The organism is Kitasatospora papulosa, from assembly GCF_000717245.1.
Lineage (GTDB): Bacteria > Actinomycetota > Actinomycetes > Streptomycetales > Streptomycetaceae > Streptomyces > Streptomyces papulosus.
On the sequence record NZ_JNYQ01000001.1, the window covers coordinates 1,212,146 to 1,225,280 of the forward strand.

General features: G+C 71.3%; 11 protein-coding genes. All 11 read left to right on the forward strand.

The genetic code is table 11. From position 1 onward, the window contains the following. Window positions 1-211 precede the first annotated feature (211 nt). The gene (locus IA22_RS0105330) at window positions 212-868 is read left to right on the forward strand and encodes a GntR family transcriptional regulator (RefSeq protein ID WP_014156932.1); all 657 of its coding nucleotides are present in this window, start codon (window positions 212-214) and stop codon (window positions 866-868) included. A gap of 50 nt (window positions 869-918) precedes the next feature. Beyond that, window positions 919-1,821 carry a dihydrodipicolinate synthase family protein gene (locus IA22_RS0105335; RefSeq protein ID WP_030122874.1) on the forward strand — a complete coding sequence of 301 codons (903 nt, stop codon included), beginning with the start codon at window positions 919-921 and terminating at the stop codon, window positions 1,819-1,821. Further along, window positions 1,818-3,563, forward strand: a complete 1,746-nt coding sequence (araD, locus tag IA22_RS0105340; protein ID WP_030122875.1) for an L-arabinonate dehydratase — start codon at window positions 1,818-1,820, stop codon at window positions 3,561-3,563. Before IA22_RS0105335 ends, araD begins: the two co-directional genes overlap by 4 nt. 122 nt (window positions 3,564-3,685) lie before the next feature. Beyond that, window positions 3,686-4,624: a carbohydrate ABC transporter permease gene (locus IA22_RS0105345; protein WP_015576716.1), complete on the forward strand. Its 939-nt coding sequence runs from the start codon at window positions 3,686-3,688 to the stop codon at window positions 4,622-4,624. Further along, on the forward strand, window positions 4,621-5,538 hold the full coding sequence (locus IA22_RS0105350; protein WP_014156936.1) for a carbohydrate ABC transporter permease: 918 nt from the start codon (window positions 4,621-4,623) through the stop codon (window positions 5,536-5,538). The genes IA22_RS0105345 and IA22_RS0105350 overlap by 4 nt, the downstream gene beginning before the upstream one ends. 73 nt (window positions 5,539-5,611) lie before the next feature. Next, a complete protein-coding gene (locus tag IA22_RS0105355; RefSeq protein WP_014156937.1) occupies window positions 5,612-6,784 on the forward strand; it encodes a Gfo/Idh/MocA family protein in 1,173 nt (390 codons plus the stop codon). After that, window positions 6,781-7,605: a DUF6807 domain-containing protein gene (locus tag IA22_RS0105360; RefSeq protein ID WP_030122876.1), complete on the forward strand. Its 825-nt coding sequence runs from the start codon at window positions 6,781-6,783 to the stop codon at window positions 7,603-7,605. The genes IA22_RS0105355 and IA22_RS0105360 overlap by 4 nt, the downstream gene beginning before the upstream one ends. Beyond that, on the forward strand, window positions 7,602-9,164 hold the full coding sequence (locus IA22_RS0105365) for a glycoside hydrolase family 43 protein (RefSeq protein WP_038271704.1): 1,563 nt from the start codon (window positions 7,602-7,604) through the stop codon (window positions 9,162-9,164). The genes IA22_RS0105360 and IA22_RS0105365 overlap by 4 nt, the downstream gene beginning before the upstream one ends. Before the next feature lie 191 nt (window positions 9,165-9,355). Further along, a complete protein-coding gene (locus IA22_RS0105370; protein WP_014156940.1) occupies window positions 9,356-10,690 on the forward strand; it encodes an ABC transporter substrate-binding protein in 1,335 nt (444 codons plus the stop codon). A 126-nt stretch (window positions 10,691-10,816) separates the two neighbouring features. After that, entirely contained in the window at window positions 10,817-11,641 is an 825-nt protein-coding gene (locus tag IA22_RS0105375; RefSeq protein WP_030122878.1) for a rhamnogalacturonan acetylesterase, read from the forward strand. 77 nt (window positions 11,642-11,718) lie between these two features. Next, window positions 11,719-13,047 carry a pectate lyase family protein gene (locus IA22_RS0105380; protein ID WP_030122879.1) on the forward strand — a complete coding sequence of 443 codons (1,329 nt, stop codon included), beginning with the start codon at window positions 11,719-11,721 and terminating at the stop codon, window positions 13,045-13,047. Window positions 13,048-13,135 lie beyond the last annotated feature (88 nt).

Consider the following 13,135-nt stretch of genomic DNA (forward strand, 5'->3'; position numbering starts at 1 on the left):
GAAGCGCAGGTCCCCGGCCACGGGCCGGGGACCTGCGCCTGCCGCGTTCCGGGTGCGCCCGACCGCCCTTCGACGCGTACCGGACCGGTGTTCGCCGAACTTCTTTTGCCAGAAGCGTTGACGAAACATTCCCACCGCTCTAGCTTCATCGCGTCGTACTTCGTACGTCATATATGAGACGCGATACGCGAGATGCGAGAGCTCTTCACCCATGACCTTTGCGCCTGCCCCGATTCCGTCCAGGACCCAGTACGTGCTGGAGGCGATCAAGCACGCCATCCTGACCGCGCAGCTGAAGCCAGGCCAGGCACTGGTGGAGACCGAACTCGCCGCGCAGTTCGGGGTGTCGAAGACGCCCGTACGCGAGGCGCTCAAGACGCTCGCGGGCACCGGTCTCGTGGTCATGAGCCAGTACAAGGGTGCCACCGTACGGCTGGTCGACGCGACCATGGCCCGGGAGGTGTACGACGTGCGCCTGCTCCTCGAACCGGAGGCGCTGCGCCGCTCCATCACCCGCAAGGCCTCGCTGGAGGCGGCCCAGGAAGCCCTGGAGCGCGCCGACTCGGCGATCGACAAGGCGGACAGGTCGCTGGCCAACCGGGACTTCCACCGGGCGCTGTACCTGCCCTGCGGCAACCCGCTGCTCGCCCGGATGCTCGACGAGATCCGCGACCAGGCCGCCCTCGTGTCGACCGTCGCCTGGTCGGCGATCCCGTCCTGGGAGCGCGAGGCGGCCGAGCACCGCGAGATCCTGCGGCTCGCCCTCGCCGACGACGCCACGGCCGCCGCCGCGGCCCTGCACGACCACATCGCATCGTTCGTGCGCCGTGCCTTCCCCGACGACGAAGACGGGGGTGGCGCGGCGTGAACCACCCGCTGGACGTGACCCACCAGCACCTCGACGAAAGGCTGGTCCGCATGGACCTCTCCCCGCTGAAGGCGGCCCTCGCAGACGTTGTGGCGATCCCGGTGACCCCGTTCACCGAGGACGGGAGCATCGACGTCCCGGCGCACCAGGCCCTGCTGCGGCGGCTGCTCGACGGCGGCGTCCGCATCGTCACCCCGAACGGCAACACCGGTGAGTTCTACGCGCTCACCCCCGACGAGCGGCGCACCGTCACCGAGCTGACCGTCGAGGAGGCCCGCGGCCGTGCCACCGTCCTGGTGGGGGTCGGCCACGACGTGCCGACCGCCGTCGCCGCCGCCGAGCACGCCAGGGAGAGGGGCGCCGAGATGGTGATGGTGCACCAGCCGGTGCACCCCTACGTCTCGCAGGACGGCTGGGTCGACTACCACCGGGCCATCGCCCGGGCCGTTCCCGAGCTCGGCGTCGTCCCCTACGTCCGCAACCCGCTGCTCGCCGGCGAGCGCCTCGCCGAGCTCGCGGACAGCTGCCCCAACGTCATCGGTGTGAAGTACGCCGTCCCGGACGCCGCCCGCTTCGGGGCGTTCGCGCGGGACGCCGGCCTGGAGAGGTTCGTGTGGGTCGCCGGGCTCGCCGAGCTCTACGCACCCTCCTACTTCGCCACCGGCGCCACCGGATTCACCTCCGGGCTCGTCAACGTCGCCCCCGGCGTCTCGCTCGCGATGCTGGAGGCCCTGCGCGCCGGCGACTACGTCGCGGCGATGAAGGTCTGGGAGCAGATCCGCCGCTTCGAGGACCTGCGCGCCGACCGCCAGTCCGCCAACAACGTGACGGTCGTCAAGGAGGCCCTGGCCTCGCTCGGGCTCTGCCGCCGCGACGTACGCGCGCCGAGCAGGGCCCTGCCCGAGGAACAGCGGGCCGAGGTGGCCGGGCTGGTCGCCGGGTGGTCGATATGAGCGGCACCGGCACGGCGGGGCGCCGCATCGCCCCCGACGAGCTGCGCAGCCACCAGTGGTGGGGCACGGACGGGCTCCGCTCGTTCAGCCACCGCGCCCGCACCCGGCAGCTCGGCTACCTCCCCGAGGAGCACCTGGGCAAGCCGGTCGTCGCGATCCTCAACACCTGGTCCGACATCAACCCCTGCCACGTCCATCTGCGCGAACGCGCGCAGGCGGTCAAGCGGGGCGTCTGGCAGGCGGGCGGCTTCCCGCTGGAGTTCCCGGTGTCCACGCTCTCGGAGACCTTCCAGAAGCCCACCCCGATGCTCTACCGCAACATGCTGGCGATGGAGACGGAGGAGCTGCTGCGCTCCTACCCCGTCGACGGCGCCGTGCTGCTCGGCGGCTGCGACAAGTCGACGCCCGCGCTGCTCATGGGCGCCGCCTCCGTCGACCTGCCCACGGTCTTCGTGCCCGCCGGACCGATGCTGCCGGGCCACTGGCGCAACGAGGTCCTGGGCTCCGGCACGGACATGTGGAAGTACTGGGACGACAAGCGGGCCGGACTGATCGGCGACTGCGAGATGGCCGAACTGGAGAACGGGCTCGCCCGCTCACCGGGCCACTGCATGACGATGGGCACCGCCTCGACCCTGACGGCCGCCGCCGAGGCGCTCGGCGTCACGGTGCCGGGCGCCTCCTCCATCCCGGCCGTGGACTCCGGACACGACCGCATGGCCGCGCAGTCCGGCATCCGGATCGTCGAACTGGTCTGGCAGCAGCTGACGCTGTCGCAGATCCTCACGGCCGACGCCTACGAGGACGCCGTCGCCACCGTCCTCGCGCTCGGCGGCTCCACCAACGCCGTCATCCACCTGATCGCGATGGCGGGCCGCTCCGGGGTGAAGCTCACCCTGGACGACTTCGACCGCATCGCCCGCACCGTGCCCGTCCTCGCCAACCTCCGCCCCGGCGGGAAGTACCTGATGGAGGACTTCCACTTCGCCGGAGGGCTGCCCGGCTTCCTGGCGCGGCTCACCGACGTGCTCCACCTGGACCGGCCCACCGTCACGCACGGCACGATGCGCGAGCAGCTCGACGGGGCGCTCGTCCACAACACCGACGTCATCAGGGAGCGCGACAACCCACTGGCCGAGGAGGGCGGTGTCGCGGTCCTGCGCGGCAACCTCTGCCCGGACGGCGCCGTCATCAAGCACATCGCCGCCGAACAGCACCTGCTGCGCCACACCGGTCCCGCGGTCGTCTTCGACGACTACAAGGAGATGCAGCGCACCATCAACGACCCGGCCCTGGCCCTCACCCCGGACCACGTGCTGGTGCTCCGCAACGCCGGCCCCAAGGGCGGCCCCGGGATGCCGGAGTACGGCATGCTGCCCATCCCGGACTACCTGCTGAAGCAGGGGGTGCGCGACATGGTGCGGATCTCCGACGCCCGGATGAGCGGGACCAGTTACGGGGCCTGCGTCCTGCACGTCGCACCCGAGTCGTTCGTCGGCGGACCGCTCGCGCTGGTCCGCACCGGTGACCGGATCACCCTGGACGTCGAGGCGCGGCTGCTCCACCTCGACGTGTCCGACGAGGAGCTGGAACTGCGCCGGTCCGAGTGGACCGAGCCGCCCGCCCGCTACGGACGCGGCTACGGCGCGCTCTACCAGGACCAGATCACCCAGGCCGACACCGGCTGCGACTTCACGTTCCTCGCCCGCCAGGGAGAGGTGCCCGACCCGTACGCGGGCTGACCGGGCGAAGAGGATTCAGCGCACCGCCTCGTCCGGAATACCGAACGACATGCGGCAAGCGCTTGCACCATGCACCGGAAGAACGGCACATCCAGCACTTTTCCAGAGAACGGAGACGCGTCATGGCCCAATCCGCAGCCGTGGCCACACCGCCCCCCAAGGGGAAGGCGTCCAAGCGCCGCTCGGCCACCCCCCGCCGCCTGCCGTATCTGCTGATCGCGCCCGCGGGCCTGCTGATGCTGGGCTTCATCGCCTATCCGGTGGTCAGCGTCTTCTACTACAGCCTGCAGAACTACAACGTCACCAAGCCGTGGCGGAACGGCTTCGCGGGCCTCGACAACTTCACGCGGATCTTCACCGAGGACGAGCAGTTCTGGCCGACGCTCGGCTTCAGCGCGCAGTGGGTCTTCACCCAGGTGACCCTCCAGCTCGCGCTCGGCCTCGCCCTCGCGCTGATCGTCAACCAGACCTTCGTCGGCCGCGGTATCTCCCGCGCCATGGTCTTCTCGCCCTGGGCCGTCTCCGGTGTGCTGACCAGCACCATCTGGATCCTGCTCTACAACTCCTCGACCGGTTTCAGCCGCTACCTCGCGGACGCCGGGATCGGTGAGTACGGCACCTCGGTGCTCTCCGACACGGGCACCGTCTTCTGGGCGGCGACCGTCTCCGAACTCTGGCGCGGGGTCCCCTTCTTCGCCATCCTCATCCTCGCCGACCTGCAGTCCGTCTCCAAGGAGCTGTACGAGGCGGCGTCGGTGGACGGCGCCGGCCGGCTGCGGCAGTTCTTCCACATCACGCTCCCGCACCTGCGCGACGCGATCATCCTGGCCACCCTGCTGCGCGGGGTCTGGGAGTTCAACAACGTCGACCTGCTGTACACCCTCACCGGTGGCGGACCCGCGGGCGAGACCACCACCCTCCCGCTCTACGTCGCCAACACAGGCATCGAGGGCCACGACTTCGGATACGCGTCCGCGCTCACCACCGTCGCCTTCGTGATCCTCCTCTTCTGCTCGATCGTCTATCTGCGCCTGAGCAAGTTCGGAGGCGACAACAAGTGACCGCCGCACTCGTGGAGAAGAAGGACGCCCGTACGCCGGGCCCGTCCCGGGGCAGCTCCGCCCCACCGCCCTCCTCGCCCCGCCGCGCCACGCGCGAGCGTGCCTTCGACGACGTACCGCGCTGGCAGATCTACGTGCCGCTCGGCGTCTACCTGCTCTTCACGCTCGTCCCGTTCTACTGGATGTTCCTCTTCGCCGTCCGGCCCGCCGGCTCCACCTCACTGGTGCCCTGGCCGATGACGGGGGCCCACTTCTCCAAGGTCTGGAACGAGCGCAGCTTCGCCGTCTTCTTCCAGAACAGCATGATCGTCGGCGTCGCGACGCTGATCGCCACGACCCTGGTCGCGCTGGCCGGCGGCTACGCGCTGGCCCGGTTCGACTTCAAGATCAAGGGCGCGTTCATGCTGGCCCTGCTGTGCTCGCAGTTCATCCCGGGCGCCCTGATGCTCGTGCCGCTCTTCGAGATCTTCAAGAACCTCCAGATGATCAACTCCCTCGGGAGCGTCGTCATCGCGGAGACCGTCTTCCAGCTGCCGCTGTCGATCATCCTGATCAGCGGGTTCATCAAGAACGTGCCGGTCTCCCTGGAGGAGGCGGCCTGGGTGGACGGCTGCTCACGCTTCAAGGCCTTCTGCGCGGTCGTCCTGCCGCTCCTGCGCCCCGGACTCATCGCCGTCGGTTCGTTCGCCTTCGTCCACAGCTGGAACCACTTCCTGTTCGCGCTGATGTTCCTCAGCGAGCAGGACAAGCAGACGATCCCGGTCGGCCTCAACACCCTGATCGGCGCCGACAGCGTCGACCTCGGTGCGCTGGCCGCGGGCGGTGTGATCGCCGCCGTGCCCGTGGTGATCGTCTTCGCCTTCATCCAGAAGTGGCTCATCACCGGCTTCAGTGCCGGCGCCGTGAAGGGATGACGGACATGACCCGGAAGCCGAGCCCCCGCGCCGCCCGGACCGGCCGCGTGGCCGGGACGGGGAGGGCGGGCCGATGAGCGCGACCACCCCCCTTCCCCTCGTCCTGGCCGGCGCCCGCGGCCACGGGCGCTGGCACCTCGCCAACATCCGGCGGCTCCAGCACCAGGGCCTGGTCCGGCTGGCCGGGATCTGCGAACTGACCCCGCTGACCGACGACGAACTCGACCTGTTCGCCGGGGAGATGCCCGAGCAGTCCGCCGACTTCGGTGCCCTCCTGGACTCCACCGGCGCCCGCGTCGCCGTCGTCTGCACCCCCATCCCGACCCACACCGCGCTGGCCCTGACGGCGGCGGCCCGGGGCGTCCACCTGCTCCTGGAGAAGCCCCCCGCCGCGACCTGGGCCGACTACGCGCGGATGGCCGACGGGGTGCGGGAGGCCGGCGTCGCCTGCCAGATCGGCTTCCAGTCCTTCGGCTCGCACGCGGTGCCGGCCGTCAAGGAGCTCATCGGCGACGGAGCGATCGGCTCCGTCCGGGGCGTCGGCGCGGCCGGGGCCTGGGTCCGCGACGACGCCTACTTCCGGCGGGCGCCCTGGGCGGGGCGGCGCCGGCTGAACGGGACCGACGTGGTCGACGGGGTGCTCACCAACCCCCTCGCGCACGCCGTGGCCACCGCACTCGAACTCGCGGGCCGGGGAACGGCCGAGGACGTGAGGTCCATCGAGACCGAGCTGTTCAGGGCCCACGACATCGAGTCCGACGACACCAGCTGCGTCCGGATCACCACCACCGACGGGATGCCGGTCACCGTCGCCGTCACCCTCTGCGCCGAGGAGGCCGGCGAGCCGTACGTCGTCGTCCACGGCGACCGCGGCCGCATCACCTTCTGGTACAAGCAGGACCGGGTCCTCGTCCAGCGCGCCGGACACGGCCCCGAGGAGGCCGTGCACGGGCGGACCGACCTCCTGGAGAACCTCGTCGACCACCTGGAGCACGGCACCGCGCTCCTCGTGCCGCCGGAGCGCACCGGCGCGTTCATGCGGGTCCTGGAAGCCGTACGCACGGCTCCCGAGCCGGCCCCGCTGCCGCCCACCGCCTGGCACACCCGGCCCGCCGACCGGGGCGACGGCGTACGGCGCGTCGTGCACGGCATCGACGGCACCGTCGCCGCCGCGGCCGACACCCTCACCCTCTTCTCCGAACTAGGCGCCTCCTGGGCGCGCCCCAGCGAGGTGAGCACACCATGACCACCGCACTCCTCAGCTGCGCCGGACGCCCCGTCGGCCGCTACGGCTACGGGCCCGGGACCGACAGCCGTCCCTACCTGCACCCCGTCACCACCCTCGCCGGCACCCCCGTCACCGAGGAACGTCCGGCCGACCACATCCACCACCTGGGTGCCTCCGTCGCGGTGCCCGACGTGGCCGGACACAACTTCTGGGGCGGGCGCACCTACGTACGCGACCAGGGCCCCACCGAGCTCGACAACCACGGCACCCAGCGCCACCTCGGCTGGAAGCTGCGCGACCCGGACGGCTTCGTGGAGGAACTCAGCTGGGAGGCCGACGGCACCGAGCTGCTGCGCGAGCACCGCACGGTCGCCGCCACCGGGCTCTCCGCCACCGCCTGGGCGCTCGACTTCTCCTTCTCCCTCACCAACCGCGGCCGCACGGACCTCTCCATCGGCAGCCCCGCCACCAACGGCCGCCCCGGCGCCGGTTACGGCGGCTTCTTCTGGCGCGCGCCCAAGGAGGCGGCACCGCCCGCCGTGTTCAGCGGCACGCTCGACGGCGAGGACGCCGTGCACGGCAGGGCGGCCGACTGGCTGGCCCTCGCCGGGGACGGCTGGACACTCGTCTTCGCCGGCGCGACCGACGAGACCCGGCGCGACCCCTGGTTCGTACGGACCACCCAGTACCCGGGGGTCGGATCCTCCCTCGCGGCCGAGCGCCGCCTCCCCGTCCCCGCCGGGGCCACCGTCGTGCGCCGGGTCGTCACCGTCGTCGCCGACGGACACCTCGACCGGGACGCCGCCGCGGCCCACGTCCGCAAGGCGGTCGCCGCATGACGGCGCCCTGGACAGCCGACCTCGGGGACGGCACCTACCGCAACCCGGTCCTGAACTCCGACTGGTCCGACCCGGACGTCGTCCGCGTCGGGGACGACCACTACCTGACCGCGTCCAGCTTCGGCCGTGCCCCCGGACTGCCCCTGCTGCACTCCCGCGACCTCGTCAACTGGACCCTCGTCGGCCACGCCCTCGAACGGCCCGGACCGGACGCCGACTTCGCGGTGCCCCGCCACGACTGCGGGGTGTGGGCACCCTCGCTGCGTCATCACGCCGGCCGCTTCTGGATCTTCTGGGGCGACCCCGACCACGGCATCCAGCAGATCAACGCCGAGGACATCCGGGGCCCCTGGAGCGCGCCGCACGTGGTGAAGGCCGGCAAGGGCCTCATCGACGCGTGTCCCCTGTGGGACGAGGAGACCGGCGAGGCCTACCTGGTGCACGCCTGGGCCAAGTCCCGCTCCGGCATCAAGAACCGGCTCACCGGCCACCGGATGAGCCCCGACGGACGCGAGCTGCTCGACGAGGGCACCACCCTCGTCGACGCCGACACGATCCCGGGCTGGTTCACCCTGGAGGGCCCCAAGCTCTACCGGCACGACGGCTGGTTCTGGATCTTCGCCCCCGCCGGGGGAGTGGAGACCGGCTGGCAGGGCGCCTTCCGCTCGCGGACGTTCGAAGGCCCCTACGAGGAGCGTGTCGTCCTCGCCCAGGGCAGCACCGACGTCAACGGACCCCACCAGGGAGGCTGGGTCCGTACCGCCGCGGGTGAGGACTGGTTCCTGCACTTCCAGGCACGCGGGGCGTACGGCCGGGTGGTGCACCTCCAGCCGATGCGCTGGGAGGAGGGCTGGCCGGTCATCGGCGACGAGGGCGAGCCCGTCCTGCGCCACCGGCTCCCCGAGGCCCCGGAGCGGACCGCCGGGGCACCTGCCTCCGACGACGACTTCCCCGGTGGCCGCCACGGACGCCAGTGGCAGTGGACGGCCAACCCGCGGACCGGCTGGACGATCGGGCACGCCGGCGACGGGCTGCGCCTCAGCTGCGTACGGACCGCGTACGCCCACGACCTGCGCGCCCTGCCCAACGTCCTGGTGCAACGCCTGCCCGCCGAGGAGTTCACCGTCGAGGTGGGCATCACGCTGGACACCGCCGAACCGGGAGCCAAGGCCGGCCTCGCCGTGCTCGGCGACGCGTTCTCGTGGATCGGACTGGAGGCCGGCGCCGACGGCGGGGCCCTGCTCGTGCACCGGTACGCCGAGTCCGTGGCCGAGCACGAGCGGGACGCCGAACACCCCCGGCCCGCGCCCGGGGCCTCCGTCCGCGTCCGGATCGAGGTCACCCGCGGCGCGCGCTGCCGCTTCTGGGCCGACACCGGCGACGGGACCGGCTTCCGGGCCTCCGGCCAGGTCTTCGCCGCCACCCCGTGGCGCTGGGTCGGCGCGCTGCTCGGCCTCTTCGCCACCGCTCCGGCGGGCGACGGGCCCTCCGGAACAGCCGGCTTCACCGCTTTCCGCACGACCGGACGACCTCGCACCGTCCGACCCCGCACCGTCTGACCCCGCACCGCTGTATGGGAGCCGCAATGACGCACCTCCGTACCGAGCGCACCGGAACGACAAGGCTGTTCACGGCCCACCCGCCGCCGTCTTTGTCATGCCCGCCGCATGGCCGGGCGGCCGCCCCGCACCGCGCACACCACTGACCTCCCCCCACGTACGCGCACAGATTCCGAGAGAGAAGAGCCGACATGAACATCTCGAAGACGCTCCGGGGGCGTGCCGCGACCGCGGTGTCCCTCACCGCGGTCCTGGCGCTCGGTGCCACCGCCTGCGGAGACGACGGCAGCGGTTCGGGCACGGAGGGCAGCGGGAAGGGCGAGATCACCTTCTGGGACAACAACGGTGGCCCGCGCACCGCGATCTGGACCGAGATCATCAAGGACTTCGAGAAGAAGAACCCCGACATCAAGGTCAAGTACGTCCCGATCCCGATCGCCGACGTCCAGTCCAAGTACGACACGGCCATCGCCGGAGGCGGCCTGCCCGACGTGGGCGGTGTCGGCACCGCCTACCTGGCCAACATGGTGTCCCAGGAGGCCCTGGAGCCGCTCAACAAGCGGCTGGAGGGGTCGCCGCTCAAGGGCAGACTCGTCGAGAGCATGGTCGAGAGCGTCAGATCCGCGGCCGGGCGGGGCGACGACATGTACACCATGCCGACCTCCGCGAACAACGGTGCTCTCTGGTACCGGACCGACCTGTTCGAGCAGGCCGGCCTGGAGGCGCCGACCACCTGGCCCAAGTTCTACGAGGCCGCCGACAAGCTCACCGACGCGAAGAACAACAAGTTCGGCTACACCATCCGCGGTGGCGCGGGCTCCATCGCCCAGGCCCTGGACGCGATCTACGGCCAGACCGGCATGACGGAGTTCTGGGACGGCGAGAAGACCACTCTGAACGACCCGAAGAACGTCGCGGCCCTGGAGAAGTACGCCGCCCTCTTCAAGAGGACGACACCGGCCGCCGACGTCAACAACGACTTCACCAAGATGGTCGCCCAGTGGGACACCGGCACCATCGGGATGCTGAGCCACAACCTCGGCTCCTACCAGGACCACCTGAAGGCGCTGGGCGAGGACAAGTTCGCCGGCATACCCGCGCCCATCGGTGAAGGCGGTACACGCGTCCAGGTGTCCAACCCCGTCGACGGGCTCGGCCTGTTCCGGTCCGGCAAGAACAAGAACGCGGCCTGGAAGTTCATCGAGTTCGCCGCCTCCCACGAGTCCAACAGCAAGTGGAACGAGTCCGCGGGCGCCATCCCGGCCAACACCGAGGCGGCCGAGGACCCGTGGATCTCCGAGTCCGAGCCGACCGCGCTCGCCGCGAAGGCCCTCACCGACGGTTCCACCAAGATCGTCGACCTGCCGTACTACCTGCCCGACTGGAACAACATCAGCAAGGCCGACAACGAGCCCGAGTTCCAGAAGCTCCTCCTCGGCAAGATCACGGCCAAGGCCTTCCTCGACAAGATGGCCGACGAGCTGAACGCCGCCCAGAAGGAGTGGAAGGAACTGGGCAACGGCTGACCCGGTCGTCACCACGGCCGACACCCCGATGACCGGGGGGCCGGCGGCGGTCCGGGTCGCACCCCGCCGCCGGTCCCCCTCCCACGCTCCACCTCCCGCGTGCCCCTCGAGAGAGGCAGTCATCCTGTGTCACTCACCCGCAGACGGACGGCAGCCGCGCTCCTCGCGCTGCCCCTCGCCCTCAGCGCCACCCCCGCGCTCGCCCACGGTGGCGGGGGCAGGCCCCGGCCCCGGACCCTCCACATCGCGGGCGACTCCACGGCAGCGCAGAAGTACGCCGACGCCGCGCCCGAGACCGGCTGGGGCATGGCCCTGCCCTTCTTCCTCGGCCGCTCCCTCCGCGTCGTCAACCACGCGGTGAACGGCCGGAGTTCGAAGAGCTTCATCGACGAGGGCCGGCTCACCGTCCTGCTGGACGGCGTCCGCCCGGACGATCTCGTCCTCATCCAGTTCGGCCACAACGACGAGAAGACCGAGGACCCCGCCCGGGGCACCGACCCGTACACCACCTACCAGGCATACCTGCGCCAGTACGTCGAGGGCGCCCGCGCCCGGCGTGCGGAGCCCGTCCTGATCACCCCGGTCGAGCGCCGCCGCTTCGCCGAGGACGGCACCGCGAAGCCCACCCACGGCGCGTACCCGGCCGCCATGCGGGCCCTGGCGTCGGAGGAGGGCGTCACCCTGCTCGACATGCAGGCACTCTCCCTCGCCCGCTGGCAGCGGCTCGGCCCCGACGGGACCCTGCCGTACTTCAACTGGCTGGAGCCCGGCGAGTCGCCGAACTACCCCGACGGCAAGCAGGACAACACCCACTTCCGGCCCGACGGCGCCGTCGACGTGGCCAGGACCACCGCCCGCGCCCTGCTGGACGCGCGCACGCTCTCCCCGCGCGACCTGCGCCGACTCGACGAGCCGGTGCCCGGATCGTGGATCACCTGGCCCCCGGCCTGATCCCCTCCGCACCCTCCCGCGCGCAGCCCTCCCCGCTCACCCGAGCACCTTCCGCGTACGACAGAGAAGGATCCGCCATGCCCGCACGCATGAGACACGTCCGCGCCATCGCCGTGGTGATGGGCGCCACCTCGCTCGCCCTCGCCGTCAGCCTCCCCGCCCAGGCCACCACCCACCGCGGCACGGGCATCGAGCGCGCGGTGCTCCCCGCCGGTGACGGCTGGGCCTCCGCCGACGGCTCCACCACGGGCGGCGCGGGCGCCACCCCGGAGCACGTGTACACCGTCACCGACCGGGCCGAGCTCATCGCCGCCTTCGAGGACGCGGGTGACGCGCCCAAGATCGTCAGGATCGCCGGCACCGTCCACGGCAACTCCGACGCCGAGGGCACCCCGATCGGCTGCGAGGCGTACCAGCAGGGCGGCTACACCCTGGAGAAGTACCTCGACGCCTACGACCCGGCCGTCTGGGGCAGGGACGAGGTGCCGGCTGGCCCGCTGGAGGACGCGCGGGCCGCGTCCGCGAAGCTCCAGGCGGCCGCGGTCAACGTGAACGTGCCGTCCAACACCACGCTCGTCGGCGTCGGCAAGGACGCCACGATCATCGGTGCCAGCCTCCAGGTGAAGAACGTCTCCAACGTCATCGTCCGCAACATCTCCTTCGAGGACACCTACGACTGCTTCCCCCAGTGGGACCCCACCGACGGTGACCAGGGCGCCTGGAACTCCGAGTACGACAACCTCGTCGTCCACGGCTCCAGCCACGTCTGGGTGGACCACAACACCTTCAGCGACGGCGACCGCCCCGACGCCGACCAGCCCCGCTACTTCGGGCAGGTGTACCAGCAGCACGACGGCCTCTTCGACATCGTGCGCGGCGCCGACCTCGTCACCGTCTCGTGGAACGTCCTCGAGGACCACGACAAGACCATGCTCATCGGCAACAGCGACGGCGCCGGCGCGAGCGACCGGGGCAAGCTCCGCGTCACGCTGCACCACAACCTCTTCAAGGACGTGAAGGAACGCGCGCCCCGCGTCCGCTTCGGCCAGGTCGACTCGTACAACAACCACTTCGTCGCCACGACGGGCTCCGCCTACGGCTACACCTACGGCATCGGCGCCGAGTCGAAGCTCGTCGCCGAGTCCAACGCGTTCACGCTCGGATCCGGCCTGGACCGGGCGAAGATCCTGAAGAAATGGTCCGAGTCCTCCCTCACGGCGGAGAACAACTACGTCAACGGGCGGAAGACCGACCTGATCGCCGTCCACAACGCCGGCGTCCCCGCCGAGCAGCTCACCGAGGGCGCCGGCTGGACCCCGACCCTGCGCACCCGGGTCAGCCACCCGCTCGTCGTCCCGCTCCTGGTGGGCCTCGGAGCGGGCGCCGGCAAGCCGCTGGTCCGCTGACCCACCCCCCGAACGGCCGGAGCGGCACCGCACGCTCTCCAGCACCCCGGAGAGCGCCGCTCCGGCCCCCCACCCCCGCACAAGGAGT

Bases quoted from the DNA above. Each gene is read 5' to 3' on its own strand.
- IA22_RS0105330 (WP_014156932.1), top strand. From the start codon at position 212: ATGACCTTTGCGCCTGCCCCGATTCCGTCCAGGACCCAGTACGTGCTG.
- IA22_RS0105335 (WP_030122874.1), top strand. From the start codon at position 919: ATGGACCTCTCCCCGCTGAAGGCGGCCCTCGCAGACGTTGTGGCGATC.
- araD (WP_030122875.1), top strand. From the start codon at position 1,818: ATGAGCGGCACCGGCACGGCGGGGCGCCGCATCGCCCCCGACGAGCTG.
- IA22_RS0105345 (WP_015576716.1), top strand. From the start codon at position 3,686: ATGGCCCAATCCGCAGCCGTGGCCACACCGCCCCCCAAGGGGAAGGCG.
- IA22_RS0105355 (WP_014156937.1), top strand. From the start codon at position 5,612: ATGAGCGCGACCACCCCCCTTCCCCTCGTCCTGGCCGGCGCCCGCGGC.
- IA22_RS0105360 (WP_030122876.1), top strand. From the start codon at position 6,781: ATGACCACCGCACTCCTCAGCTGCGCCGGACGCCCCGTCGGCCGCTAC.
- IA22_RS0105365 (WP_038271704.1), top strand. From the start codon at position 7,602: ATGACGGCGCCCTGGACAGCCGACCTCGGGGACGGCACCTACCGCAAC.
- IA22_RS0105370 (WP_014156940.1), top strand. From the start codon at position 9,356: ATGAACATCTCGAAGACGCTCCGGGGGCGTGCCGCGACCGCGGTGTCC.
- IA22_RS0105380 (WP_030122879.1), top strand. From the start codon at position 11,719: ATGCCCGCACGCATGAGACACGTCCGCGCCATCGCCGTGGTGATGGGC.